The organism is Microbispora corallina, assembly GCF_016863035.1.
GTDB classification, from domain to species: domain Bacteria; phylum Actinomycetota; class Actinomycetes; order Streptosporangiales; family Streptosporangiaceae; genus Microbispora; species Microbispora corallina.
The window spans coordinates 660,744-685,626 of record NZ_BOOC01000003.1; the positions used below are offsets into that span (position 1 = coordinate 660,744).

The 24,883-nt window shown below is 71.8% G+C and carries 16 protein-coding genes; 6 read left to right on the plus strand and 10 right to left on the minus strand.

The window, feature by feature from the left end:
* Window positions 1-62: 62 nt before the first annotated feature.
* A complete protein-coding gene (locus Mco01_RS07055; RefSeq protein WP_204056023.1) occupies window positions 63-1,748 on the minus strand; it encodes a serine/threonine-protein kinase in 1,686 nt (561 codons plus the stop codon).
* A gap of 62 nt (window positions 1,749-1,810) precedes the next feature.
* The gene (locus tag Mco01_RS07060) at window positions 1,811-3,142 is read right to left on the minus strand and encodes an FAD-binding oxidoreductase (RefSeq protein ID WP_239103395.1); all 1,332 of its coding nucleotides are present in this window, start codon (window positions 3,140-3,142) and stop codon (window positions 1,811-1,813) included.
* A gap of 195 nt (window positions 3,143-3,337) precedes the next feature.
* On the opposite strand from Mco01_RS07060, the gene Mco01_RS07065 reads away from it, so the two are divergent.
* Window positions 3,338-6,088: an immune inhibitor A domain-containing protein gene (locus Mco01_RS07065; RefSeq protein WP_239103396.1), complete on the plus strand. Its 2,751-nt coding sequence runs from the start codon at window positions 3,338-3,340 to the stop codon at window positions 6,086-6,088.
* 146 nt (window positions 6,089-6,234) lie between these two features.
* Window positions 6,235-7,164 (plus strand): diacylglycerol/lipid kinase family protein, encoded by a 930-nt coding sequence (locus Mco01_RS07070; RefSeq protein WP_204056024.1) that lies wholly within the window; start codon window positions 6,235-6,237, stop codon window positions 7,162-7,164.
* Here the strand turns inward: Mco01_RS07070 and Mco01_RS07075 are convergent.
* Window positions 7,127-8,008 (minus strand): SWIM zinc finger family protein, encoded by an 882-nt coding sequence (locus Mco01_RS07075; protein WP_204056025.1) that lies wholly within the window; start codon window positions 8,006-8,008, stop codon window positions 7,127-7,129. The genes Mco01_RS07070 and Mco01_RS07075 overlap by 38 nt on opposite strands.
* A complete protein-coding gene (locus Mco01_RS07080) occupies window positions 8,008-10,869 on the minus strand; it encodes a DEAD/DEAH box helicase (RefSeq protein WP_239103397.1) in 2,862 nt (953 codons plus the stop codon). The genes Mco01_RS07075 and Mco01_RS07080 overlap by 1 nt, the downstream gene beginning before the upstream one ends.
* A gap of 754 nt (window positions 10,870-11,623) precedes the next feature.
* Here Mco01_RS07080 and Mco01_RS07085 point away from each other — a divergent pair.
* Window positions 11,624-13,447: an HNH endonuclease signature motif containing protein gene (locus Mco01_RS07085; RefSeq protein ID WP_204056027.1), complete on the plus strand. Its 1,824-nt coding sequence runs from the start codon at window positions 11,624-11,626 to the stop codon at window positions 13,445-13,447.
* Window positions 13,448-13,532: 85 nt separating this feature from the next.
* Here the strand turns inward: Mco01_RS07085 and Mco01_RS07090 are convergent, their stop codons facing one another.
* The 3 genes from Mco01_RS07090 to Mco01_RS07100 are packed head-to-tail and all read right to left on the minus strand — an operon-like array spanning window position 13,533 to window position 16,413.
* A complete protein-coding gene (locus Mco01_RS07090) occupies window positions 13,533-14,417 on the minus strand; it encodes an FAD:protein FMN transferase (RefSeq protein ID WP_239103414.1) in 885 nt (294 codons plus the stop codon).
* Window positions 14,417-14,992 carry an FMN-binding protein gene (locus Mco01_RS07095; RefSeq protein ID WP_204056029.1) on the minus strand — a complete coding sequence of 192 codons (576 nt, stop codon included), beginning with the start codon at window positions 14,990-14,992 and terminating at the stop codon, window positions 14,417-14,419. The genes Mco01_RS07090 and Mco01_RS07095 overlap by 1 nt, the downstream gene beginning before the upstream one ends.
* A 47-nt stretch (window positions 14,993-15,039) precedes the next feature.
* Window positions 15,040-16,413: a ferredoxin reductase family protein gene (locus Mco01_RS07100; protein ID WP_204056030.1), complete on the minus strand. Its 1,374-nt coding sequence runs from the start codon at window positions 16,411-16,413 to the stop codon at window positions 15,040-15,042.
* Between the two features lie 163 nt (window positions 16,414-16,576).
* On the opposite strand from Mco01_RS07100, the gene Mco01_RS07105 reads away from it, so the two are divergent.
* The 3 genes from Mco01_RS07105 (at window position 16,577) to Mco01_RS07115 (ending at window position 19,246) form a co-directional block, all read left to right on the plus strand.
* Window positions 16,577-17,305 (plus strand): response regulator transcription factor, encoded by a 729-nt coding sequence (locus tag Mco01_RS07105; RefSeq protein ID WP_275410471.1) that lies wholly within the window; start codon window positions 16,577-16,579, stop codon window positions 17,303-17,305.
* Window positions 17,302-18,816 carry a sensor histidine kinase gene (locus Mco01_RS07110; RefSeq protein WP_239103398.1) on the plus strand — a complete coding sequence of 505 codons (1,515 nt, stop codon included), beginning with the start codon at window positions 17,302-17,304 and terminating at the stop codon, window positions 18,814-18,816. Before Mco01_RS07105 ends, Mco01_RS07110 begins: the two co-directional genes overlap by 4 nt.
* 166 nt (window positions 18,817-18,982) lie before the next feature.
* Entirely contained in the window at window positions 18,983-19,246 is a 264-nt protein-coding gene (locus tag Mco01_RS07115; RefSeq protein ID WP_036329998.1) for a hypothetical protein, read from the plus strand.
* Window positions 19,247-19,309: 63 nt separating this feature from the next.
* Here the strand turns inward: Mco01_RS07115 and Mco01_RS07120 are convergent, their stop codons facing one another.
* The 3 genes from Mco01_RS07120 to Mco01_RS07130 form a co-directional block, all read right to left on the minus strand.
* Window positions 19,310-19,732 (minus strand): cellulose binding domain-containing protein, encoded by a 423-nt coding sequence (locus Mco01_RS07120; RefSeq protein WP_204056031.1) that lies wholly within the window; start codon window positions 19,730-19,732, stop codon window positions 19,310-19,312.
* A 116-nt stretch (window positions 19,733-19,848) separates the two neighbouring features.
* Window positions 19,849-22,236, minus strand: a complete 2,388-nt coding sequence (locus Mco01_RS07125; protein ID WP_307825559.1) for a glycoside hydrolase family 9 protein — start codon at window positions 22,234-22,236, stop codon at window positions 19,849-19,851.
* Window positions 22,237-22,358: 122 nt separating this feature from the next.
* Window positions 22,359-24,851 (minus strand): glycoside hydrolase family 48 protein, encoded by a 2,493-nt coding sequence (locus Mco01_RS07130; protein ID WP_204056033.1) that lies wholly within the window; start codon window positions 24,849-24,851, stop codon window positions 22,359-22,361.
* Window positions 24,852-24,883 lie beyond the last annotated feature (32 nt).

Genomic DNA, 24,883 nt, shown 5'->3' on the forward strand with positions numbered 1-24,883 from the left:
GTCACGTCAACGCGCCGTCACCTCACCGGGCCGCCGCGGTGCCGTGGCGCCGCCCGCCCGGGTCAGCCGCAGTGGGACCACGCGCTGCTCCAGCTCGTGCTGCCGTACCCGCCGCCCCAGATCACGCATTTGCCGGCGGCGGCCAGGCGCAGCGGGCCGGCGTACGCCGTGTAGGAGCCCGAGTCGGCGGCCGACGCCCCGCCCTGGACCTTCAGGACCGCGCCCATCCTCACCTTGCCCGGCATCACGTAGCGGGACAGGGTGACCACGCAGTTGCGGCCGGTGGAGGAGCTGTAGAGCAGGTACGTCGTGGCCTGCCCGCCGTAGGAGTGCGAGTCGACCACGGCGTAGCCGGTCCCGCAGACGCCCTTGGCCGTGTAGGGGTTGGGCTTGGGCGCGCTGGTCGGGGCCTTCGTCGGGGTTTTCGTCGGCGTCGCCGTCGGCTTCACGGTGGGCTGGGCGGTGGGTTCCGCCGTCGGTTTCGGGGTGGCCGTGGGCCCGGCCGCCGAGGGGGCGGGCGTCGATCCGCCGGAGCGGTCAGGGGTGGGCGACGGGTGCGCCGGGCGCGTCCGGGTGGGGGCGGCCGTCGCGTCCTCCCGGGGCCGCCCGGCCGTCGAGGCCGGCGAGGGCCGCCCGGTCCTGTGCCCCTTCGGGGTGGCCGGCGGGGACGGCGTGGAGACCTGCGGCTCGGCGCCGGCCGAGGCGGAGGCGGCCCCCGGCAGCGGGCCGAGGGCGTCCTCTGAGGAGATCTGCCGGGCGGACACCCAGTTCGGCACCAGGAAGGCCGCGGCCGCGAGCGCGGACGCCGCGATCCCGGCGGCCGTCCAGGTCAGCGCGGTCCGCCGGGGCCGCGCCGGCCTGGCGCGCCGTCCCCGCGGCCGGGACGGAGCAGGAGGCCGGGGAGGCCCGGGAGGCGCGGGGGGAACGGGCTGCGGCACGGGGGCGACCGGCCCGCCGGTGAGCCGGGCGACCACGTCCTCGGCCGCCGGACGCAGCGCGGGGTTCTTCGACAGGCAGGCGGCGACGATGTCCCGCAGGGGCGGCGCGAGGTCACCGAGGTCGGGCTCGGCGTGCAGGATGCGGGTGATCACCGAGGGGATCGTGTCGGCCCCGAAGGCGGGGCGTCCGGTGGCGGCGAACACCATGGTGACGCCCCAGGCGAACATGTCGGCGGCCCCCCGTGCCGCGCCGCCCGACAGCACCTCGGGAGCCAGGTAGGCCGGTGTGCCGATGGACGCGCCGGTCGCCGTCGCCTGCGGCGAGTCGAGCGCCCTGGCCACCCCGAAGTCGATGACGACAGGGCCCTCCGGCCCCATGAGCACGTTGGCCGGCTTGAAGTCGCGGTGCGTGATCCCGGCCCGGTGGATGGCGGCCAGCGCCGTCGCCGTGCTGATCGCGAGCCGCTGGAGCGCGGCGCCCCGCCGCGGCCCCTCCCGCTCCACGAGCTGCCGCAGCGACGGCCCAGGGACGAACTCGCTCACGATGTACGGCTGGTTGCCCGCGAGGTCGGCGTGCAGGACGGGGGCGGTGCAGAAGGGCGCCACCCGCTGGGCCAGCGCGACCTCGCGCAGGAACCGCTCCCGCGCCTCGGGGTCGGCGGTCAGCCGCGTGTGCAGCAGCTTCACCGCGACCTGCCCGCCCGCGGGGCCGCGGCCCAGGAAGACGACGCCCTGGCCGCCCTCGCCGAGGCGGTCGACGAGCGTGTACGGGCCCAGACGCGCCGGATCGCCGTCCTCTAACGCCACCATCGCCCCCGAAGTGCGCCGAACGTGACACTGAACATGACAATGGAGCCAAACGCTACCAGCGGTCAGATGGCCTTTCCGGGGTTGAGAATGCCGAGCGGGTCGAACACCTGCTTGATGCCCTGGTGCAGCTCGGTCACCAGGGGGCCCGCCTCCAGGCCCAGCCACCGCTTCTTGAGCAGGCCGACGCCGTGCTCGCCGGTGAGGGTCCCGCCGAGATCGAGGGCGGCGCGGAACACCTCGTCGGCGGCCGCCCACACCTCGGCCGGCGGCTTGGCGAGGCCGCGCTCGAAGATGAAGACCGGGTGCAGGTTGCCGTCGCCGGCGTGGGCCACGGTGGCGATCGTCACCTCGTGGCGGGCGGCGGCCTCCTCGATCCTGGAGATCATGTCGGGCAGCACGGACCGGGGCACGCAGACGTCCTCGACGAGGCACTGCCCGATCCGCTCCTTGGCCTGGTAGGCGAGCCGACGGATGCCGATCAGCTCCGCGGCCTCCTCGGGGGTCGAGGACACCGCGACGAACGAGGCCGTCTCCTCGCACAGGGCCGCCATCTCGTCCGGGGGGCCCTCGCACTGGGCGATCAGCATGGCCCGGGTCTGCGGCTCCAGCCCGATGTTCTTCCAGTCGTCGATGGCCTCCAGCGTGGTGCGGTCCATCAGCTCCAGGAGGGACGGCTGGCAGCCGGCCGCGATGATGGCGGACACGGCGGCCGCCGCGTCACGCAACGACATGAACTCGGCCGCGACCGTGTGGACCTCGCGCGGCACCCTCCTCAGCCGTAGAGTGGCCGCCGTGATCACGCCAAGCGTCCCCTCCGAGCCCACGAACAGCCCGGTCAGGTCGTAGCCCGTGACGCCCTTCATCGTCCGCCGGCCCGTGTCGAGGATCCGGCCGTCGGCCAGCACGACCTCCAGGCCGAGGGCGGAGTCGCGGGTCACGCCGTACTTCACGCACCGCAGGCCGCCCGCGTTCGTCGCCAGGTTCCCGCCGATCGTCGAGATCTCGTACGACGAGGGGTCCGGGGCGTACATGAGCCCGTGCTCGCGGGCCGCGCGGTCGAGGTCGGCCGTGATGACGCCGGGCTCGACGACGGCGATCTCGTCCTGCGGGGACAGCTCGCGGATCGCGGTCATCCGGGCGAGCGACAGCACGACGCTGCCGTCGGTGGCGGTGGCGCCCCCCGCGAGGCCGGTGCCCGCGCCCCGCGGCACGACCGGCACCCGGTTCTCGGTCGCCCAGCGCAGCGTGGTGACGACGTCGTCGCGGGTCTGGGCGAGGACGACGCCGAGGGGACGTCCCGGCGGGACGAACGTGCGGTCGCGGGCATACGACTCGGTCACGTCCGGGTCGGTCAGGACCCGTCCTTCGGGCAGCGCGGCAATGAGGTCGTGCACGACTGGACTTTACGGCACGGACCCCGTCGTGGTGGTAACCGGACTAAACAGATCATTTCGGTGTAATCACGTTTTTACAACCATCGTCAAAGGCGCTTTACCTTCTCTTTACCTTGTCGCTTAAGGTCCCGCATGCGTGCTCATCCCGGCGCGCCGCGCATGGTGTCCGGGGAACCCGGACGGGAAGGGATCTCGTTGTCCAGAAGAATCCGGCGTCTCGCCGCGATCGTGCCCGCGCTGGGCCTGGCGGCAGGAGGCCTGGCCGCCGCAGGCGCGGCAACCCCCACGGCCGGCTATCAGCCTTCCGCGAAGGACCACTACATCAACTACGCGCCACCCCGCGTGCAGAGTGACGTGTCGGTCATCGACGAGAAGGTGCCGTCGAAGGGGGCCAGGCGCACGGCAGCCCTGGCGCAGGCGATCGACCACAAGTTCGCCAGCGGCAACCCGGTCGCCGCCCGTGTGCTGGCCAAGCACGAGAAGCAGGCCCTCCGGACCGGCAAGAACCCGTTCGACTTCATCTACAAGAAGGCGAACACCACGAAGACGGCCAAGCTCCTCACGCTGCTGGTCGAGTTCAACGACCAGGCGAACGACGACTTCTCCGGGTGGTCCCACCCGAAGACGATCGACGACGTCAACGACTGCGTGACCGAGCCGGCCGGCACCAAGCTGAACGGCCCGCTGCACAACCACATCCCGAACCCCGCCACCGCCGCCGGCGGGGGCAAGGACAACAACTCGATGTGGGTCGCCGACTTCAACACGGCGCACTACAACAACATGCTCTACACCTCCAAGGGGATCACCACCCGGGTCCGCCCGGACCTGACCGACCCCCGGGACGGCAAGAAGGGCATCGACATCTCCGGCTCCACCATGAAGAACATGTACGAGGAGCTGTCGAAGGGCGCCTACACCGTCACCGGCCAGGCGGTCGGCTGGATCAAGGTCCCGCACTCCGAGGCGTGGTACGGCGCCGGCCGGTGCGGCACCTACCCGCAGGAGATGGCCGGCCACCCCGACAACCCGCGCGGCGCGGCGCAGCTGCCCATCGACGCGGTGAACGCCCTGGCCAAGTCCGACCCGAGCTTCCCGTGGGCCGACTACGACAAGGAAGACGTGTCGGACGTCGACGGCGACGGCAACTACGACGAGCCGGACGGCGTCATCGACCACCTGGTGCTGATCCACGCCGGTGAGGACAAGTCCGGCGGCGGCGGCGCCGAGGGCACCTTCTCCCTGTGGGCCCACTCCAGCGACGTGGCGGGCGGCTACACCGTGCCCGGCTCGAACGTGAAGATCTCCAACTACATCCTCCAGCCGGAGGACGCGGGGGTCGGCGTCTTCGCCCACGAGTACGGCCACGACCTCGGCCTGCCCGACCTGTACGACACCACCGGCGCCGGCGACTCCGACGTGGACTTCTGGGACCTCATGTCCAGCGGCTCCCACTCCGGCCCGATCTTCCAGTCGCTGCCGACCCACATGGGCCTGTGGGACAAGTGGGTCCTCGGCTGGGCCAACCCGAAGATCGTCAACCCGGGTGACGGGACCAAGCTCGTGGCGCTCGGCCAGACCTCGCGCACGCCGAAGGGCACCGAGGACGGCATCCGGGTCAACCTGCCCGACAAGCACGTCGTGCTGTCCACCCCGCACAGCGGCTCGAACCTGTGGTGGTCGAACAGCGACCAGACGTGGGCCGACAGCCGCCTCGCCCGTACGGTGGACGTCCCGGCCGGCGCGGACGCGAAGTTCCGCTGGTGGAGCGACTGGGGCATCGAGCAGGACTGGGACTACGGCTTCCTCGAGGTGTCGGCCGACGGCGGCGCCACCTGGACCGACCAGAAGATCTACAAGGACGACGGCAGCCTGGCCAGCACCGGGGACGACTACACCGACCCCAACGGCAACCTCAACACCTTCGGCGGCAAGAAGTACGGCCTGACCGGTGAGAGCGGCGGCTGGCAGCACCTGTACGTCGACCTGGCGCCGTGGGCCGGCAAGACGATCCAGCTGCGTCTGCGCTACGCCACCGACGCGGCCACGCTCGGCCGCGGCTGGTTCAACGACGACTTCGCCGTCACCAGCGGCTCCTCGACCGTCTGGAGCGACGACGTCGAGAACGGCGCCAACGGCTGGACCGCCACCACCGGCACCTTCACCGACACCAGCGGCGCCGGCTGGAACATCTTCTCCGGCCAGATCCAGGCGGCGCAGTACTACCTGGCCGAGTGGCGCAACTTCGACGGGTTCGACAAGGGTCTGCAGTACGCGTACGACACGACCTACCTGCGCGACGGCGCCTGGAAGGTCGAGAAGATCAAGTACAACGCGCCCGGCATGCTCGTCTGGTACCGGGACGCGTCCCGCACCACGAACGACGTGGCGGACACCACCTTCGACCTGCCGTCGGTCGGGCCGAAGGGACAGCTCCTCATCGTCGACTCGCACTTCGACCCGCTGCGCCGCACCGGCGCCGCGGCTCAGCACGACCCGTCGACGCTGAAGAACCTGCCGTCCCGCCCGCAGTCCTCCAACGCGGCCTTCAACTTCGCCGGCACCTACCCGTTCAAGGAGTGCATCGAGGGCGAGCCGTTCACCGAGTACTGCACCTCGTTCGGCAAGCAGCCCGCGGTGAGCACCTTCACCGACGCCAAGGGCTGGTACCCGGGCATCGAGGTCCGCGACGGCAACCTGTACTACCGCCTGCGCGACGCCTCCGCCGTCGTCCCGTCCAAGGACAACCAGCCGTACACGACCCGGGTCGTCAACCCCGACGGCACCCCGGCCACCGACCTGTACGGCACGGACATCGGCGGCACCGTCCTCGGCACCGGCAATCCGGGCGACGAGGGCAAGCAGCTCGGCGTGGTGCTGAAGCTGATCAGCCCGCTGCCCGGCGACCTGGGCGCGATCGTCCAGGTGACGCCGCCCAAGAAGTAGCGGTCCTCTCCCGGTGGCACCCGTGCCCGGCGGCCCTCGCGGCCGCCGGGCACGGCGCGTTCCGGCCCCGTTTCCGCCATGCCGCATGGGCAGGGGAAGGGCGTACGGCATGCGCGGGACGCCGCGCTCCCGCCTAGCATGTGACCGTGCGGAGCAAGGCGGAGCATACGGCGGCGATCCACGAGAACCGGAAAGCCGCGGTCATCGTGAACACCAAGTCCAGACGTGGCCGCCGGCGCTACGCGGAGGTGCTGAGGCTCATGCGGGCCGGCGGCTTCCGGCTGACCGGCGTCCACCCGGTGACCGACCCCGCCCGGCTGCGCGACGTCGTAGCCCGCGCGCTCGAGCAGGAGCCCGACCTGCTCGTGGTGGGCGGCGGCGACGGCACGCTGAGCAGCTCGGTCAGATATGTGGCGGGCAGGGACGTCGCCCTGGGCGTGCTGCCGCTCGGCACCACCAACAACTTCGCCCGCAGCCTGGGGCTGCCGCTCGACCTTGCCGGGGCGGTCAGCGTCTTCAGCGAGGGCAAGGTGGCCGACATCGATCTCGGCATGTGCGGCGACCGGCCGTTCGCGAACCTCGCCAGCTTCGGCGTCTCCGTCGAGGTCGCCGGGACCGTGCGGCCCTGGCTCAAGCGCCTGCTCGGCCGGGCCGCCTACCCGCTGACCGCCCTGACCGTCCTTCCCGGGCACCGGCCGTTCCGGGCGTACATCACGGTGGACGGCAAGCGCCACGAGCTGCTCACCCACCAGCTGAACATCGCCAACGGCCGCTTCCACGGCGGCTGGCAGATCGCCAGGGACGTGAGCATCGACAACCGCAGGCTCGTCGCGTACCAGCTCGGCTCGGGCAAGCGGGTGCGGCTGCTCGGCGAGACCCTGGTCAGGGCCACCACGGGCCGCTGGCGCAGCCTCGCCGGCGGGCCGTTCGTGACCGGGCAGGAGATGCTCCTGGAGACCGACCCCCCGATGGCCGCCGACATCGACGGCGAGGTGCGCCTGCGCACCCCGCTGCTGGTCAGGACGATCCCGAACGGCGTCAGGGTGATGGTTCCCCAGGAGTTCGAGGACCGGTGACCGCCTCCCCGAGCCGCCGGTAGGCCGGCCGGAGCAGGTCGAGGACCGGGATGTGCCGCGCCTTCACGGGGGGCGGGTCGAGCGCACGCAGCAGCAGGTCGGGCGGGGGCTCGATCCCCGGAGGGCGCTCCCGCAGCCGGGCCGCCGAGGCGCCCGGCTCGTAGAACGCGGCCGGATCCGCGAGCCGCGCGGCGAACGGCACGTCCTCGACGTCCGGCGGCGCCGTGCCCGCCGCGGCCCCGTCCGGAGGGGCCGGGGCCGCCCGCAGCGCGTCCAGCAGGGCGTCTCTCGGCATCCCCCGCCAGGCCAGCACGAGGAACGGGTCGTCGTCGAACGCCTCGGCCAGCAGGTAGAGCACCGCCGACAGATGCTTGCAGGGGAACCCCCAGTCGGGGCAGGAGCACGACATCTCCAGCGCCCCCTCGTCCGGGAAGAGCGGCAGGCCGCAGTCGTGGAACACCTCCTCGATCTCCGGCGGCATCTCCCCGGCCAGCAGCTTGGCCCGGTACAGCGCCCGGCCGCCCAGGGCCGCCGTGACCGCGTCCCACTCCCGCTCGTCGTACGCCTGGATCTCGGCGCTCACCTGGTACGGCTCGCGGCGCGACCCCTGGACGCGCGCCCTCACCGCCCCCGGCCCGACGTCGAGGCCGAGGACCTGACCGGCCCGCGCGTACGCCCGGCCCCGGCTCAGCCGGCCCGGGTCGCAGACGTGCTCCAGCAGGTCGATGAACCGGCGCGACCACCAGCGCTCGCCGATCGAGCCGCGCCGGGAGCGTGCCCGCAGGCCGCCCTCGACCCGGATCGGGCGGCCCGCCTCGAACCAGCCGTCCTTCCCCACCGGCATCAGCGCACCGCCTCCGGGGACAGGCGGAACAGCTCGCGCAGCTCCGCGGTCGACAGGTCGGCGATCCAGTCCTCCCCGGCGCCGACGACGCGCTGCGCCAGCGCCTTCTTCCGCTCGATCATCTCGTCGATCCGCTCCTCCAGCGTGCCCGCGCAGATGAACTTCCTGACCTGGACGTTCTTCGTCTGCCCGATGCGGAAGGCCCGGTCGGTCGCCTGGTCCTCCACCGCCGGGTTCCACCACCGGTCCAGGTGGACGACGTGGCTCGCGGCCGTCAGGTTGAGTCCGGTGCCGGCCGCCTTCAGCGACAGCAGGAACAGCATCGGCTCGCTCTCGTTCTGGAACCGCTCGACCAGCGCGTCGCGCCGCTTCTTCGGCAGCCCGCCGTGCAGCCACAGCACCGGCCGGTCCAGATGCGCCGCCAGGTACGGCTGGAGCATCCCGCCCAGCTCGGCGTACTGCGTGAACACCAGGGCCTTGTCGCCCTCCGCCACGATCTCCTCGGCGAGCTCCTCCAGCCGGGCCAGCTTGCCCGAGCGCCCGGCCAGGCGGGAGCCGTCCTTCAACAGGTGGGCCGGGTGGTTGCAGACCTGTTTGAGCTTGGTCATCGTCGCGAGCACGTTGCCCCGCCGTTCGATGCCCTCGCTCGCGGCGATGCGGCCCAGCATGTCCTCGACCACGGCCTGGTAGAGGCTCGCCTGTTCCGGGGTGAGCGTGCACCAGACCTTCATCTCCAGCTTGTCCGGCAGATCGGAGATGATCGTCTTGTCGGTCTTCAGGCGCCGGAGCACGAACGGCCCGGTCGCGCGCTTCAGCGCGGCCGTCGCCGTCTCGTCGCCGTGCCGTTCGATCGGCTCCTGGTAGCGGTCGCGGAACGCCCTCGCCGGGCCGAGCAGCCCCGGGTTGCAGAACTCCATGATCGACCAAAGCTCGGCCAGGTGGTTCTCGACCGGGGTGCCGGTCAGCGCGAGCCGGGTGCGCGCCGGCAGCGACCGCACGGCCTGCGCCTGCCGCGCCGCGCTGTTCTTGATGGCCTGCGCCTCGTCGCAGACCACCCGCTCCCAGCCGAGGCCCGCCAGCGCCTCCCGGTCGCGCAGGGCCGTGCCGTACGTCGTGAGGACGAGGTCGCACTCCCGCGCCCGCCCGGCGAGCTCGTCGCCGCGCAGCCGGGAGGCGCCGTGGTGCACGTACACCTCCAGCGTGGGCGCGAACCTGGCGGCCTCCTTCTGCCAGTTGCTCACCAGGGACATCGGGCACACCAGCAGCGTCGGCGCCGGCCTCGCGCCGTCCGCGCGCTCGTCGAGGAGCAGCGACAGCGTCTGGGCGGTCTTGCCGAGGCCCATGTCGTCGGCCAGGATGCCGCCCAGCCCGATCCGCGACAGGAACGCCAGCCACGACAGGCCGCGTTCCTGGTACGGCCGCAGCACCCCGTGGAAGCCGTCCGGCGTCCGCACCGGGGCGAGCCGCCGGTCGGCCTCGCCGGACAGCAGGTCGCCCAGCGCGCCGTCCGCGTCGACCTCGACCAGCGGCAGCTCCTCGTCGCCGCCCTGCACGACCTCCTGGACCACCTCGGCGGCCGTCATCTGCCCGGAACGGCGTCCCTCGACGGCCCGCAGCGCCGCCTTGAGCTGCCGCTCGTCCAGCTCCACCCACCGGCCGCGCACGCGGACCAGGGGCAGCTTGAGCCGGGCCAGCTCGGCCAGCTCCTCCTCGGAGATGGTCTCGCCGCCCACGGCGAGGTCGACGCGGAAGTCGACGAGCTGCTGCAGCCCGAACCCCTGGTCCGACGCGGCTCCCGGGCCGGCCTTCCGGGAGCGGGTGGTGAGCTTGAGGCCAAGCCGGGTCCGCCCGGCCCAGGCCGGCAGCTGGACGCCGAACCCGGCCGCCTGCAGCAGGGGCGCGGCGTGCCGGAGGAAGTGGAAGGCGCCGGTGGTGTCCAGGTCGACCCCCGCCGGCCGCGCCTCGCGGAGCGCCTCGTCGACCTTGCCGTACAGCCGGGCCGCGCGGCCGAGGCCGGCGAGGAGGGTCTCCTCCGGCCTGCCGTCCAGCCCGGGGACGGTCTCGCCCGCCCAGACGAGGGACGCGGGCAGGTAGAGGCTCGGGTCGTCGGTCGACTGGACCGCGAACTCCACCCGCCACGAGTCGTCCCGTACGGGCTCGGGGGTGGTGTCCTCAGGCTCCTCGAGCACCTCGAGTTCGTCGGGCTCCTCGGGCTCCGGCTCGGTGAGCCGGAAGGACACCCGGAACGGGCCCTCGGACCGGTGCGCCTGGGCGAGCCATTCCCGCAGGGGCGCGGCGAGCTCCTCCGCCTGGCCGGGTGTCACGCCGGGGATGACGGCGTCCTCGCCGGTCAGGGCGACCATCCAGCGGTCGGCGAGCGGGCTGCGCGTCCCGGGCCGGTGCCCGCCCAGGAGGCGTTCGGGCAGCGCCTCGCGTACCACGGCGTCCGCCAGGCTCGCCATCGCGTCCGTGAGCACGTCGGCCGAGCGGCGCTCGCCCGCTCCCCGGGTGTGCGCCGTGCTCGTGCCGTCTCCGGTGTGGGTGGCCGTGTGGGCGGCGGTGTGGGCGGCGGTCACGGCACGGCAGACGGGGGGCATCGCTTGCGCGAGGTCGCGGAAGCGCGCGGCGTCCGCACCGGTGAGGACGGGCTGCCAGCGGGCCGCGTGGCGCCCGGCCTCGGGGACGAGCTGGGGGAGCACCCTGCCCCGGCGCACGAGGTCGCGGACGTCGGTGGCGACGACTGCCAGATAGCGCAGCGACGCCGCCGGGACCGCCGACCCTCCGGACGACTCGTCCGGCTCGTACGCCGCCGCGGGCTGGTGGGCGATCTCGTCCACGACGTCGAGCAGCTTCAGTGCCATGTGCGGGGGAATGAGCAGTGCGGGCACGCGCCAGGCGGAAATTCGCGGCGTCCGCACACTCACCGCGATTCCCGACTCCGCCGAGGGAATTGGGGTTTTCGTGCCGCTGGGGAGCAGAATGTCGAGCGTCCCCGCGGCGGCCGCATTGAGGGCCGCCGCCGAAATTTCTCCCCAAAAGCCTAATTCAGCGGAAATGCGGTGCGTGGCGGCGGCGTACGGGTGGAGGCGGGTCTTTCCCCGCGCCCCTGTCGTGGACCGCCTCTGCGATCCGGCGTCGGAGCGATCCTTTGTTCCCGAGCCGCTCCCTGGAGGCTCCCCGGGCGCCCTATGCCTCTCCACGGAGGGCACGGCGGAGCCGTCCTCGGGGAGTGTGGCCGGGCGGTCCTCGGCGGGTGCGGCCGGCTGGTCCTCGGAGGGTGCGGCGGAGTGGACCTCGGCGGGCGTGGTTGGGCGGTCCCCGGGGGGTATGGCCGAGCCGTCCTCGGCCCAGAGCGCGAGCTGGCCCTCGACCCAGGCCCCGTGTACCACCAGCACGGCCGCTCCCTTCCGTCTCCGCCTCTTGCACGTTAGCAGCGCCGCGCGCCTGCTACTCCTGCGTGGCGAATTCTCCCTCCGATCCGGATTTATCAGCCTAATCCATTTATTGGGAATGCCGCCTGATGTCGCTCGAACATGAAGCCGAGATCGGTTGGGAATTGTCGGTGGCGTGTGGCATTGTTGGCACAGGTTTTCGAGTTGTGGGTGCGGGGGTGCCGTGGAGTCTTCCGATGCCGACGATCGGCGTTCTTTCAGCGGTTATTCGTCGCTCGGTCCGCAGTGGTGGGCGGATCTGGTGGCGCGCGCCTCGGCGTGGTCATCGGACGGTGCCACGGCTCGTGACACACCTGGTGACACGGACCCTGAGCCAGTCATGGCGGACGCCGGGCCGTATACAGGGGACGGCGCCGAGGACGACGGGCATCGGGGAACTTCCGACGTTCCGTCGGAGGCGCTGGTGGCAGAGGTCCGGCGTGCGGCCATGGCGGTCGCCGCGGGACCGGTGCCGTTGTCAGGGCTGGAGTGCGCGCACGAGGCCGAACAGTTGATCTTCGCGCGAGACCGGCTCAGCGCGGCCATCGCGGCTCGGGTCGGACGCGTCCACGGGACAGGCCAGGCCCGTTCCGCCGGCCATGCGTCGACGAGGGCGTGGTTGCGTTCGGTGGGCGGCATGAGTCGGTCGGGGGCCGGACAGGCACTCACCCTGGCCACGGAGCTGGCGCGACTGCCCCTGCTCCGGGAGCGGTTCGCCGCTGGGGCGGCGGCTGAAGGCGTGGTGGCGGCCATCTGTGGTGCGGTCGAAGGGCTGAGCGACGAGCAGACGCGGCTGGCAGAGCCGATCTTGCTGCGGATGGCCGAACGGGCGGGAGCGGGTGAGGTGGCCCGGGCGGGCCGATACCTGCGATCGCTGCTGGACACTGACCGGGCGGAGAGCGAGGCGCGGGCCGACGAGGCGGGGCGGTTCCTGCTGGTACGCGACAGCGTGCTGGGCGGGGTGGAGGGAGAGTTCAGGTTGCCGCGCGAAGCGGGAGCGCGGCTGCGGGCACTGCTGGACGCCTACGCGCGGCCCCGGGCGGAGGGCGACGACCGGCCGCTTCAGGTCCGGAACGCCGATGCGTTGATCGGCCTGCTCGAACAGCGGATCGGCACCGAACTGCTGGTGTTGGTCAACGCCGAGTCGCTGCCCGCCGACATCCCCGAGCCCCCTCATATGACCGAAGACATCGAGGACATCGCTCCGGTCACCGACGCGGTCGGCGACGGGTCGCCTGAGCCGTCGGAAGGATGGGAGAAGGCGGCACGACGCCAGGCCGAGGCACGGCGGGCGCGCCGGCGGCGCGATCGGGCGACGGCAGCAGACCGGCCAGACCATCCAGGCGACGAGCCCATGGCGGACGTCCGCGTGGGGCCATGGCAAGGACCCCACGAGGAACCCCAAGACGCAGCCGAACGGGCTGACCCAGCTGACCCGCCGGGGGTGTCCGGACAGTTGCCCATGTCCGCCCGGCGTGGCATGCCTGGTCGCCTGGGCACAGACGAGCACCGAGGCAGGCCGGAATCGCCATATGTGGCCGATACGTCTGGCGCCGCCGACGAGCCTGCCGGGTTCGGAGTGCCAGGCGTGCTTGGGCTGCCCGGAGTCCTGACACCGACCGGACAGGTGCTGCCGGTCTCCGACATCCGGCGCCTGGCACGGAGCTCGACCCTGATCCGGTTGGTCATGAACGCCGACGGCCAGGTGCTGGACATGGGCCGTAAGGTGCGGCTGGCCACGCCGGCCCAGCGGCGAGCGGTGCTGGCGCGGTATGCGACCTGCTGGGTCGACGGCTGTCCGCTGCCGGCGACGATGTGCCAGATCGATCACGTCGATGACTGGTCCAACGGCGGGCGGACCGATCTCGACCGGCTCGGGCCGGCCTGCCAGTTCCACAACCGGGACCGATATCGGTATCCCGGGCGCTACCGCCGTCGCCGCGTCGGCGTGGACCGTTGGGCCTTCACTCGCGTGGGTCGCTACGCCACGAACCGGGACCGACAATGACCTGGGCCCGGTTGTCTTACCCGTTCTGCGAACGCCGTGGTCGGGTGCTCCCGGCATGCCCGGGCACTGTGCCCCATGCGCGGGTTCACGCGCGGCGCGTGGGGGAGTCGGCCGGGAAGCCGCTCGTGCGCCACGTCTGCCCGGATGCGGTGACCGCGAAGGCCTCAAGGCCGTCGAGTTCCTCGACCCAGTCGCGAGCGCGGTCTCCCATCGCGAAGGCGGCCGTGGCACAGGCGTCGGCGATCGTAAGGCTCGCCCCGACGACAGTGAGGGAGGCGAGCGCCGTGGGCGGCCTGCCGGTGTGGGGGTCGAGGATATGCGCGCCACGTTCGGCCGTCCCGGACGTGGCCACGGCCAGCTCGGCTTCAGCGGCACGGGGACCGGCGGCACGGTCTCCAGCAGCGCGGACATCGGGGTCGCTGCCGGCTGTGGCGTTTGCCGCGCCGCCCGCACCGCCGGCACTGCCCGCGCCGCTCGCGTCGCCTGGGCCGGTGACGACGGTGGCGAGCATGCCGGGGCGCAGCGGATGAGCTATGCCCACTCGCCAGGGACGGCCGGGGGCGGGCGACCCGACCGCCTGGATGTCTCCGCCGCCGTTGACGCAATGGTTGACGAGCCCCGCGCACGACAGGATGCGCGACGCCTGCTCGATCGCCCACCCCTTCACCATCCCGGAGGGGTCGAGCCTGCCGCCGGGGTGGGCCGTGAAGTAGCCGTTCGACAGCACGGACATCTCCTCGCACAGCCGGAGGACCTCGGACACCTCCGGCGGGCACTCGGGCAGCGCGATCTCTCCCCGGCCCAGCCGACTGACCGGGCTGTCCAGCCGGTATGTGGAGAAGGTCTCGTCCACCCAGTGCAGCCACGACACCGCCTCAGTCACGGCCCCTACGACGACCGGGTCGCCCGGTTCCCGCCCTCGTACATCGAAGGAGAAGACGGTGCCCATCACGTGCTCCACATGGCGCATCACGCGCCCGCCTTGTCGAGCGCGCTCTGAAGCGAGCTGATGTACCCGTCGCTGGTGTACGTGGCGCCCGACACGACGTCGATCTGGGCCGACTGGGCCGACAGCGCCTCGTCGTTGAGGATCGGGAGCGCCTCGTTGTTGATGGCGAAGTCCCGGGAGTTGCCATCGGGCGCCTGGAGCACCGAGATGCCGGTCACCTTCCCGCCGGACAGGAGAATCTGCACCTGAACGGGACCCCACCGCGTGTCCGCCACGCCCCCGGTCACGGCCTTCTCTCCGGTCGTGGCACCCGCCCGGGCGCCACCGCCGTTCCAGCTCCCCGAGCCGAGCGACGCCCGCCCACCCGCGGCGCGCCCTGAGGAACCGGACGAGCCGCCACTCGTGTCACCGGACCCCGACCCCCCCGAGTCGTCGCCGACACTACCCGAGCCCCCCGACAACTCCTCCGACGACGGGTCGTCCTGCACCACCACGGCGGGACGATCGGCCACGGCCGTCATCTCATGGGGTTTGAAGGACAGCAGCAGCACCAGGCCGACGGCGGTCACGAGCACGGCCAGCACGGCTCTGCGCATCGTTTCCCCTCCACATAGCTAGAAGAAAACCAGATAAGAAGAACCGGTCAGAACGCGAACGTCTCCCGGTGGACGCGGCGGCGCGGCACCCTCGCGGCCTGCAGGGCCGCCGAGACGCTCCGCGTCATCTCCTCGGGCCCGCAGACGTAGACGTCATGATCATGCAGGTCCGGCACCAGACGCGCGAGCGTCTGAGGGGTGAAGGGGTCGCCGACCGTGCCGCGGGGGCCGACGCAGTAGTGCAGTGCGGCGCCCCGGGCCAGGGAGATGGCCTCGAGTTCGCCCCGGAACACCAGGTCGTCGGTGGTCCGGGCCCGGTAGAGCAGCGTCAGCTCACCGGAGGCCGCCGGGATCGCCTCGAACAGCGCGCGCAGCGGGGTGATGCCGATGCCGCCGGCGACGAGCAGCACCCGCCGTCCCCGGCGACGGGCCGGGGTCAGGGCGCCGTACGGGCCCTCGGCGAGGACGCGGGTGCCGGGGCGCAGCCGGGAGAGGGAGCGGCTCTGGTCGCCCAGGTCCTTGACCGTTATCCGCAGCTCGCCGGGGCGCGGCGCGGCCGACAGGGAGTACGGGTTGGGCGACCACCACAGGTCCCGGGTGAGGAACCGCCACCGGAAGAACTGCCCCGGCTCCGCCCCGAGCAGGTCGAGCCGGCGGCCGGCGAGGTGGATCGAGACGACCCCGGGAGCCTCCCGCACCACCCGGGCCACCCGGAGCCGGTGCCGCAGGGCCTGCCGGACGGGCGTGAGGAACCGGTACCAGACGAGCACGGCCGCGACCCCGATGTAGAGCGCGTACCACGCGAGGCGGGCGCGGGGCGAGTCGACGAACTCGGCCCCCGTGGCGAGCTGGTGCCCGAAAGCCAGCCACGTGGCGAGGTACGTGTAGAAGTGCAGGTGGAACCAGGTCTCGTAGCGCAGACGGGGACGCACGGCCCGGGCCGAGATGATCCCGATCCCGACCAGGAGCAGCAGCGCCACCGTGGCCTTGAGCACGTCGGGGTACGACAGGTTGAGCGTCACGGTCTCGGAGACGACGTCCGTCCGGTCGGTGAGGGCGTACCCCCAGATGATCAGCAGCATGTGCGCGACCGACAGCCCGACCACGTAACGGCCGCCCATGGAGTGCCACCGGGACAGGACGTCGGAGCCGGCCCCGCGTTCGAGAGCGGGGATCCGGGCCATCAGCGCCAGCAGAACGGTGATCGCGTACGCCGCGAGGAGCCCGCAGAGCCGCCCGGCGTTGGTGAGCCATCCGTCGAGGCCCGTCACGGCGGGGGTGTTCGCCCACCACATGGCCGCTACGGCGAGCGCGCCCGCCGCGATGGCGGTCAGCACCGCCGCCGGCCGGGCGCGCGCCCTCCGGCGTGGTGCCGCGTGCTGCGCCCCGGCGGCCGTCCTCCCGGCGATGGTGGTGCTCACGGTTCTCCTCGTCCGAACGGTCGATCCGTGCATACCGTGCCATCCGAACCTCTCGGATGGCTCTGAGACATCTGTGAGGTCGGGCAGGACGGGACGATTCATAGGATTCTCAGAGGCCGCTCAGAAGGACCGGCGGCGGCCGGGGGAGGACGCTGGAACCATCATGCGCACGACGTCGAACGATCTTCCCGACCTGCTGCGACCCGACGGGACGCCCGTCCGGGTCCTCGTGGTGGACGACGAGCCCGACCTGCTCGAGGTGCTCGGGGCGGTGCTCCGGTACGAGGGGTGGGAGGTGCGCACCGCCGCGGACGGCGCCGCTGCGGTGAGCGAGGCGCGCCGGTTCCGGCCCGACGCGGTGCTGCTCGACATCATGCTGCCCGACATGGACGGGCTGGAGGTCCTGCGCCGCCTCCGGGCCGAGGAGCCGCACGTGTGCGTGCTCTTCCTCACCGCCCGCGACTCCGTGGAGGACCGGATAGCGGGGATCACCGCGGGCGGCGACGACTACGTGACCAAGCCGTTCAGCCTGGAGGAGGTCCTCGCGCGGCTGCGCGGGCTGCTCCGCCGGGCCGGCATGGCCCGTACGGCGGAGGGCAACCGCGTGGTGGCCGGCGACCTCGTGATGGACGAGGACGCCCGGGAGGTGACCCGCGGGGGTGAGCTGGTGGAGCTCACGCCGACCGAGTTCGAGCTGCTGCGCTTCCTCATGCGCAACCCGCGGCGGGTGCTGAGCAAGGCGCAGATCCTCGACCGGGTGTGGTCCTACGACTTCGGCGGGCAGGCCCACGTGGTCGAGCTGTACATCAGCTATCTCCGCAAGAAGATCGACGCGGGACGGCCGCCGCTCATCCACACCGTGCGGGGCGTCGGATACGTCCTGAAGCCGTGAGGCCGCGCACGCTCCGCGCCCGGCTGGTCGCCGGCATGCTGGTGCTGCTCGCGCTCGCCTGCGCCGGGGTCGGCGCGGCCACCTCGATCATGCTCGAACGGTTCATGGTGGACCGCATCGACCAGCAGCTGTCGACGATAGGCGGCCGGTTCGCCGCCAGCCTGGAGCACAGGGACGAGTACGGCGAGGACGGCGACACCCGCGGACAGTCGCCTGGCACCCTGGGCGTCCGCCTCGTGAACGGCGGCGTGACCGACGCCGCCGTGGTGTCCCCGGCGGTCCCGGACCCGGTCCTGTCGGCGGCCGACCGCTCGGCCCTCGCGGCCCTGCCCACGGACGGGCGCCCCCGGACGCTGCGGCTGTCGTCCCTGCACCACTACCGGGTGACGGCCGTCGGCGGGGACGACGGCGACGTCCTCATCACCGGGCTGCCGCTGGAGGGGATCGAGTCCACCGTGCACCGCCTGCAGTTCGCCGAGGTGGCCGTGTTCGCCGCCGTCATGCTCGTGACCGGCGTCGCCGCGGCGCTGTGGGTACGGTTGTCGCTGCGCCCGCTGCAACGGGTGGCCGCCACGGCCCGGGAGGTGGCCCGGCTGCCGCTCGCGGACGGAGAGGTGGCGCTGCCCGGCCGCGTGCCGGACGAGGATCCGCGCACCGAGATCGGCCAGGTGGGGGAGGCGTTCAACCGCATGCTGGGCCACGTGGGCGACGCGCTGGCGCGCCGTCACGCGAGCGAGCAGCGGATGCGGACCTTCGCCGCCGACGCCAGTCACGAGCTGCGCACGCCGCTCGCCACCGTGCGCGCCCACGTGCAGCTCGCCCGGCGCGAGGCGGGCGACCTCGCGAGCAGGTCCCCGCACACGCGCGCGCCCGCCATGTCGCCCGGACCGTCCCCGAAAGAGTCCCCCGGGCCGGCCGCGAGCGTGGAGAGCGCCGGCGCCGTGCCCGAGAGCGTCCGGCACGCCCTGGAGCGGATCGACGCCGAGTCCGCCCGGATGGGCAAGCTCGTCGACGACCTGCTGCTGCTGACCCGGCTCGACGCGGGGCGTCCCCTGGCCAGGGACGAGGTCGACCTCACCCGCGTCGCCATCGACGCGACCGGCGACGCCCGCGTCTCGGCGCCGGACCACCGGTGGCGGCTGGAGCTCCCGGAGGAGCCGGTGACGATGACCGGCGACGCCGACCGGCTCTACCAGGTCGTCGCGAATCTGCTGGGCAACGCGAGCGCGCACACCCCGCCGGGAACCACGGTCACCGTCGGCGTCGCCGCGCCGAGCTCCGACACCGTGGAACTCACGGTCGCGGACGACGGCCCGGGGATCCCCGGGGAGATCCAGGACGAGATCTTCGAACGCTTCGTGCGGGCGGACAAGGCCCGCTCGCGCGCCTCGGGCGGCAGCGGCCTCGGGCTCGCCATCGTCAAAGCCGTGGCGGCCGCCCACGGCGGCACGGTGGGCGTCGAGAGCCGTCCCGGCCGCACGGTCTTCCGGGTGGTCTTCCCGCGGAGGTGACGACCGGCGCCGCCACCTGCGGCGGTACCGCGGGAGGCCGTACCTCGGCAGAAGTAGGGGTGAATACGACGGAAAAAGTGTCGTGTTGCAGGATTAGTGTGGTGAATGTGGGGCAGGGGGGTCTTTCTGGGAGCGGAGAGTCCTTCCGCGGCAAGAGGGGTGGGCAATGACCGCGACGGTATCCGAGCGACGCAGCCAGGACGGACTTCCGCATCCATGGCCCGCGGACCGCTACGAGGTGCGCTGCGAGCGGGAGAGTCCGTTCACCGTCAGCCGTGACCGGTACCACTTCGCCAAGAACGCGGTGGAGTCGGCGAAGGCGCTGGAGCGGGCCGGCCTGGCGCGCCGGGTCGTCGTCGTGCGCCTGGAGGACGAGCGGGTGATCTACGATCGGGTGGGCGACATCAGCCTGCCCCCGGAGTCGTGGTGACTGAGTCGCGGTACCGCCCCGGCCGGTCCCCGCTCCCGGCCGGAGCTCACGCCTGAACGGGGGTCAGGCGGGCGTGCAGGTGACCGGCCGGGGGTCGACGGCGTTCGCCGGCCTGCGGGCGGCGAAGCCGAAGACCGTGGACCCGCCGATCGGAAGGTTCCCGTTGTAGGTCTCGTTCCCGAACGCCGCGCTGCCCACGGGCCCGACGACCGGGAGGGGCACCGCACCCCAGACCTGCGTGATCGTGGTGCCGTCGGTGTACCGCCAGGTGACCCGCCAGCCCGTCAGGGGCGACGAGCCGGTGTTGCGCACCGTCACCTGGCCCAGCGCGTTCGCGTCGCCGGCGCCGGACCAGCCGGACCAGACGGACGTGATCTGGTAGTCGGCGGCGCAGCCGATCGAGTCGGCCGTGGCCGGGACGGCCGGGACGCCGAGGGCTCCCAGGACTCCCGCCAGCAGTACGGCGGCCGTCGATGTGCGCGTCATGTTCCCTCCATCAGATCCGAGACCGTCCAGGCCGGGCGACGTGGAAGCCCGGCCTTCCCCGGAGAGAGGGGTCCGTCCGGGGAAGGCGGGCGACTGGGGGTGAGCCCCGGTTGGGGCTACGCGGGGGTGCAGGCGACGGGCGACGGAACGGCGTTGGTGCCGTTCCAGGCGCCGTTGAAGCCGAAGTTCGTGGAGGCGCCGGGCGCCAGCGCGCCGTTGTAGGACAGGTTCTTGACGGTCACGTTGGCCCCGGACTGGGTCTGCGCGCCGTTCCAGAGCTGGCTTATCGTCTGGCCGTTCGGGAACGCCCAGGTGACCGTCCAGCCGGAGATCGCCGATCCGCCGCTGTTGCGTACCGTCACGTCGGCCTGGAAGCCGCCCTGCCACTGGTTGGAGACCGTGTACGTGGCCGTGCACGCCTTACCCGTCGGCGAAGGAGACGGTGACGGTGACGGCGACGGACTGGGGGACGGCGACGGACTGGGGGACGGCGAAGGACTGGGCGACGGGGAGGGCGAGGGCGACGGTGACGGGCTGGGGGACGGCGAGGGGCTGGGCGACGGAGACGGCGAGGGACTGGGCGACGGGGAGGGTCCCGAGCCCGGAGCGTCGCCCCAGATCTTCGTCGACCCGGAGTACAGCGGGATGTCCTGCACGGTCACCGGCGTCGCGCCCGGCGTCGTCGCCACCCCGGTGTACGACCAGTCGTTCGACGGGTCCCAGGTTCCCGAGCTCGCGATCCGGAACTGGATCTCCCGCCGCGACTCCGACTGTCCCTGGGGGGCGATGACCTGCCCGGAGCAGTCGATCGTGACGTAGTACACCTTGCCCGACAGCTGGGTGGGCCCGGTCGGCGGCTTGCACTGGTTGTACGCGGAGGTCAGCGTGATCTGGCCGGGCGTGGTGTCGCCGTCGAGCGTGAAGTAGTAGCGGAACGAGCCGTCCGACAGCGCGCGGGCCGGCCACGCCGAGTGGTTGACGACGAGTGTCTTGATCTCGGTGAAGGTCGAGCCGGTGGCGTTCACCGACGCCTGGACGTAGATCTCCGGCCCGTCCGGGGTCTCCTTGGCGGGGAAGCCCGCGAGAGGAGTGCCGCCGTACTCCTTGTAGAGCCGGGCGAGGGCGCTGGTGAAGCCGGCGTTGTAGTCGGTGGCGACCTCGTTCATCACGTAGTCGTTCCGGCTGTCGGCGTAGGCGTCGTCCGGCGACTTGGGCCCGCCGACGAGCGCGCCGTACAGGATGTGCCGGCTCTGGGCGGGCTCGTTGATGTTGTTCGACCAGGAGCCGTGGGCGGTCCGGTGGTGCGGGTTCTTCGGCGGGTTGGCGCCGAACCCGATCATGTACGACGAGTTCCGCGGGTTGTCCCCGAGCGCGTAGCCGATCTGCCGGACGGCGAAGTCGTGGTAGCGCGCCTTCCGGGTGGCGTCGGTCAGCCAGTCGCTGTAGACGAGGGCGGCGAACGAGGTGTTGGCGGCGTAGCGGAGCGAGCCCCACGAGTCGAGCACGGCCTCCCCGCCGGGCGAGTAGTTCACCTTCTGCCCGTTCACGCCGACCGTCCACCAGTCGAGCCATCGGTTGGCGTCGTCGACGTACTGCTGCTTGCCGGTGAGCTTGGCGAGCAGCACGTAGTCGCCGTACGACTTGTCGTCCCAGGCGATCGTCCACTTGTACGACTTGGTGGTGCTCTGCGGCTCGTTGCTCAGGTTCGCGTAGTAGGACTCGGCCTTGTTGAGGTAGGAGGAGTCCTGGGTGGCGCGGTAGAGCCAGATGGCCCCCCAGACGAGCTCGTCGTTGTAGCCGCTCCAGGACTTGTAGAAGTTGGCCGCGTCCGTGATGCAGTCGCTGTACTTGCCGCGGACCGTGTCGGCGAACGTGTACAGCTGCTTCGCGTGCGTCAGCAGGGTGTCGGCGTACGACGGGTCGGTGGGGCGGAAGACGATGGACGAGGCGGCCATCGCGGCCGCGGTCTCGCCGGCCAGGTCGGAGCCCCCGCACGAGGAGTCGATCTTGTAGGCGGGCCGGGTCATCGGCATGACCTCCGCCGGGCCCCACCAGGCGTGGTCGGGGTTGCCGCTGCCGACCTGCCCGTACAGGACGTTGGGCGACGGGTGCGCCTTGATGAAGTAGTCGTTGACCCAGCGCAGGTTGTTGAGCAGGTAGCCGATCTGCCCGGAGCCCGTGTAGGCGTCGCGGTACTCGACCGCGCCCCAGGCGAGCATCGTCGTGCTGAACGCCATCGGCAGCCCGAACTTGACGTGGTCGCCCGCGTCGTACCAGCCGCCGGTCAAGTCGAGCCCGACGTCCTTTCCGTCGTTCAGCCCGGAGTCGCCGCGCCAGCTCACCCGGTTGGTGGACGGCAGCTTGCCGGACTGCTGGGCCTCGTAGAAGAACAACGACTTCTGGAGCGCCTCGCCGTAGTTGAACGACGGCGCGGCCGACGCCGCGGTGGGGGCCACCGCGGCGGTCAGCAGGAGCGTCGCCAGAGCCAGGAACGTACGCCGCATGAATATGCCTCGCATGGTGGGGGGTCGGGGGCGCGGCGGCGGGTCAGGCGCCGCCGCGCCCCGGCTTACTTGGGGTGCGGTGAAGGGTCAGGCGACACCGCACCCCGGCTCATCGGGTCCGCTCAGCCGTTCGGGAAGAGCAGGCCGAACTGCCCGAGGGCGGTGGCGACGTCCGTCTGCGCCCAGAAGCGGTGGTAACGGAAGACCGGCGCGGAACCGCCGTTCAGGTACGACTGGACCTTCGGCCAGTCCGGGTCGTTCTTGTACCAGGACCGGATGGAGATGAAGGTCGAGCTGCTGTTGATCGGGTCGCCGTTCGGCATCTTGCCGCTCCAGCCGGACGGGACGTAGATCGGGTCGTCGAGACGGTTGTAGTCCGTCTTGGTCTCCGGTACGGACACGCCCTTGGTGTCCTGGTTGTTCTTCCAGATGCCGTCGAGAAGCGCCTTGGCCGTGCTCTTGGCCTGGGCGTTGCCCGACTTGGCGGCGTAGAACATCAGAGCCTTGGCGTACGCCCCGGCCACGCCGACGTCGTTGGTGTAGTCGGCGATGGTCACGTGCAGCCCGGTGTTGGCCGAGGGCATCCCCGTCCCGCTGAAGCTGGCGTCCGGCTGGCCGGTCCAGTGCAGCGTGGAGGGGATCTGGAAGGTGCCGTCGGAGTTGACGGTGGTGCCGGACAGCGCCCAGCTCACCCACTTGTCGAGGATCGACTTGGCGTCGGTGTTGCCCGTGGCGTAGTACAGCTCCGCCACGCGCTCCATCGTCCATGCCTGGAAGCCGAACCACTGGTTGGACGGCGGGTCGTGGTAGACCGGCTCCCAGTCGTAGGCCATGCCGAAGAACTTGGGCAGGGTCGACGGCGGGGTGGCGTAGTGGCCCTCCCAGCTGTTGGTCGCGCCGCCGGCGATGGCGCCCTCAGCCGACTGCAGCCACTTGTAGAACTGCAGCTGGCGGGTGAGGCTCGTCGACCAGTCGGACACCGCGGTCGAACCCTTGGGCTTCAGCGCGCTGACGTTCGACAGCGCCCAGGCCGCGAGCGGGTTCTGGTAGCCCGAGTGGTTGTGGCTCGAGCCGATGCGCCAGGCCCAGCCGGCCGACGTGTCGTACGCGCCGCCCCAGGCGTAGTACCAGGACAGCAGGTAGTTCGACGCGTTCTTGCCGGTGCCCGCCGGGCAGGAGGTGCTGGTGCAGCCCGACTGCTTGAAGTACTTGTCGAAGAACGAGTACCGCAGGTAGTCGCCCATCTTCGCCGCGTTCGCGACCGCGCTGGAGACCTGCGACTGCTTGCCCTGCTCGGTCGCCCAGGTCAGCGCCCAGTAGGCGGCCTGGACGGCGCGGGCGTCGGCGTCCGGCGCGTCGGTGTACTTCCACTGCTTCGCGTACTGGCTGTCACCCGTGAACAGGTCGAGGTACCCGTTCGGGCCGCCGAACTTGAAGGTGTCGCAGGAGGGCTGCGGAATCGTCTCGAAGACCGACTCCTCGGGCCCGCGCTGGTAGGTGTTGATGTACGCCGGCTTGGTGGTGCCGTCGCCGCAGCGGCCGAAGCCGTAGGTGTTGTCGACGTCCAGCAGCCAGTGCATGCCGTAGATGTCGGAGGTGCCGTAGGCGCTCTTCAGCTCGCCCGCGATCGGGTCGCTGCCGACGCTGACGCTGCTGTCGAGCCTGGACGGGTACTGGCTGATGTCGTTCCACTCACCCGCGTACGTCGCCGGCTTGCTGGCGTCGTACTTGTCGTTCGTGGGCTGGTCGTTGTGCGACGGGATGATGTACTTCTCCATCGTCGACCAGGCCGTGTTGAACTTCGACCAGTCGCCGGTGACCTTGCCGTACATCGCCTCGAGCCACAGGTAGTAGCTGAAGGCCTCGGAGGTCGTCTCGTGGCCCTGGTCGGGGGCCTCCACCATCAGCGTCTCGACCGAGTGGTACGGGACGCCCTGCGGCGAGAAGTACCCGTTCGCCGGGTCGTGGATCTTGTTGTAGAGCGCCAGGAAGTCCTTCACGTACTGGTTGTCCGTGGAAGGCGTCGGGCTCGGCGTGGGGGTCGGCGTGGGAGTCGGCGTCGGCGTCGGGGTGGGCGTCGGAGTCGGCGTCGGTGTCGGAGTCGGTGTGGGAGTGGGGGTCGGCGTGGGAGTCGGCGTGGGGGTGGGGGTCGGCGTCGGGGTGCCGCCACAGGTCACGCCGTTCACGCTGAACGAGGTGGGCTTGGGGTTGCTCCCGCTCCACGTGCCCTGGAACCCGATGTCCGTGGACGCGCCGTTCCCGAGGTTGCCGTTCCACGACATGCTCTGCGCCGTGACGGCCGTGCCGCTCTGGCTCCACGTCGCCGACCAGCCCTGCGTCAGCCGCTGGCCTGAGGTGGGGAAGGCGAACCGCAGCGTCCAGCCGTTGAGCGCGTCGCCCAGGTTCTTGACGGTGACGTTGGCCGTGAAGCCGCCCTGACCCTGACCCGAGGTCCAGTCGTTGGTTGTGTACGTGACGTTGCACGCCACGGCGGCGGACGCCGGCGTCTGCGCCAGCCCGGTGAGCAGGCCCCCGGACACGGTGGCCGCCGCTACCCAGGCGATGCGTTTCCGCGATCGTGGGAGCGCTCCCGTACTTAGAGCTCTCGTGCGCATTTGTGGGGGGTCTCCAAACTGCGTTGGGGATG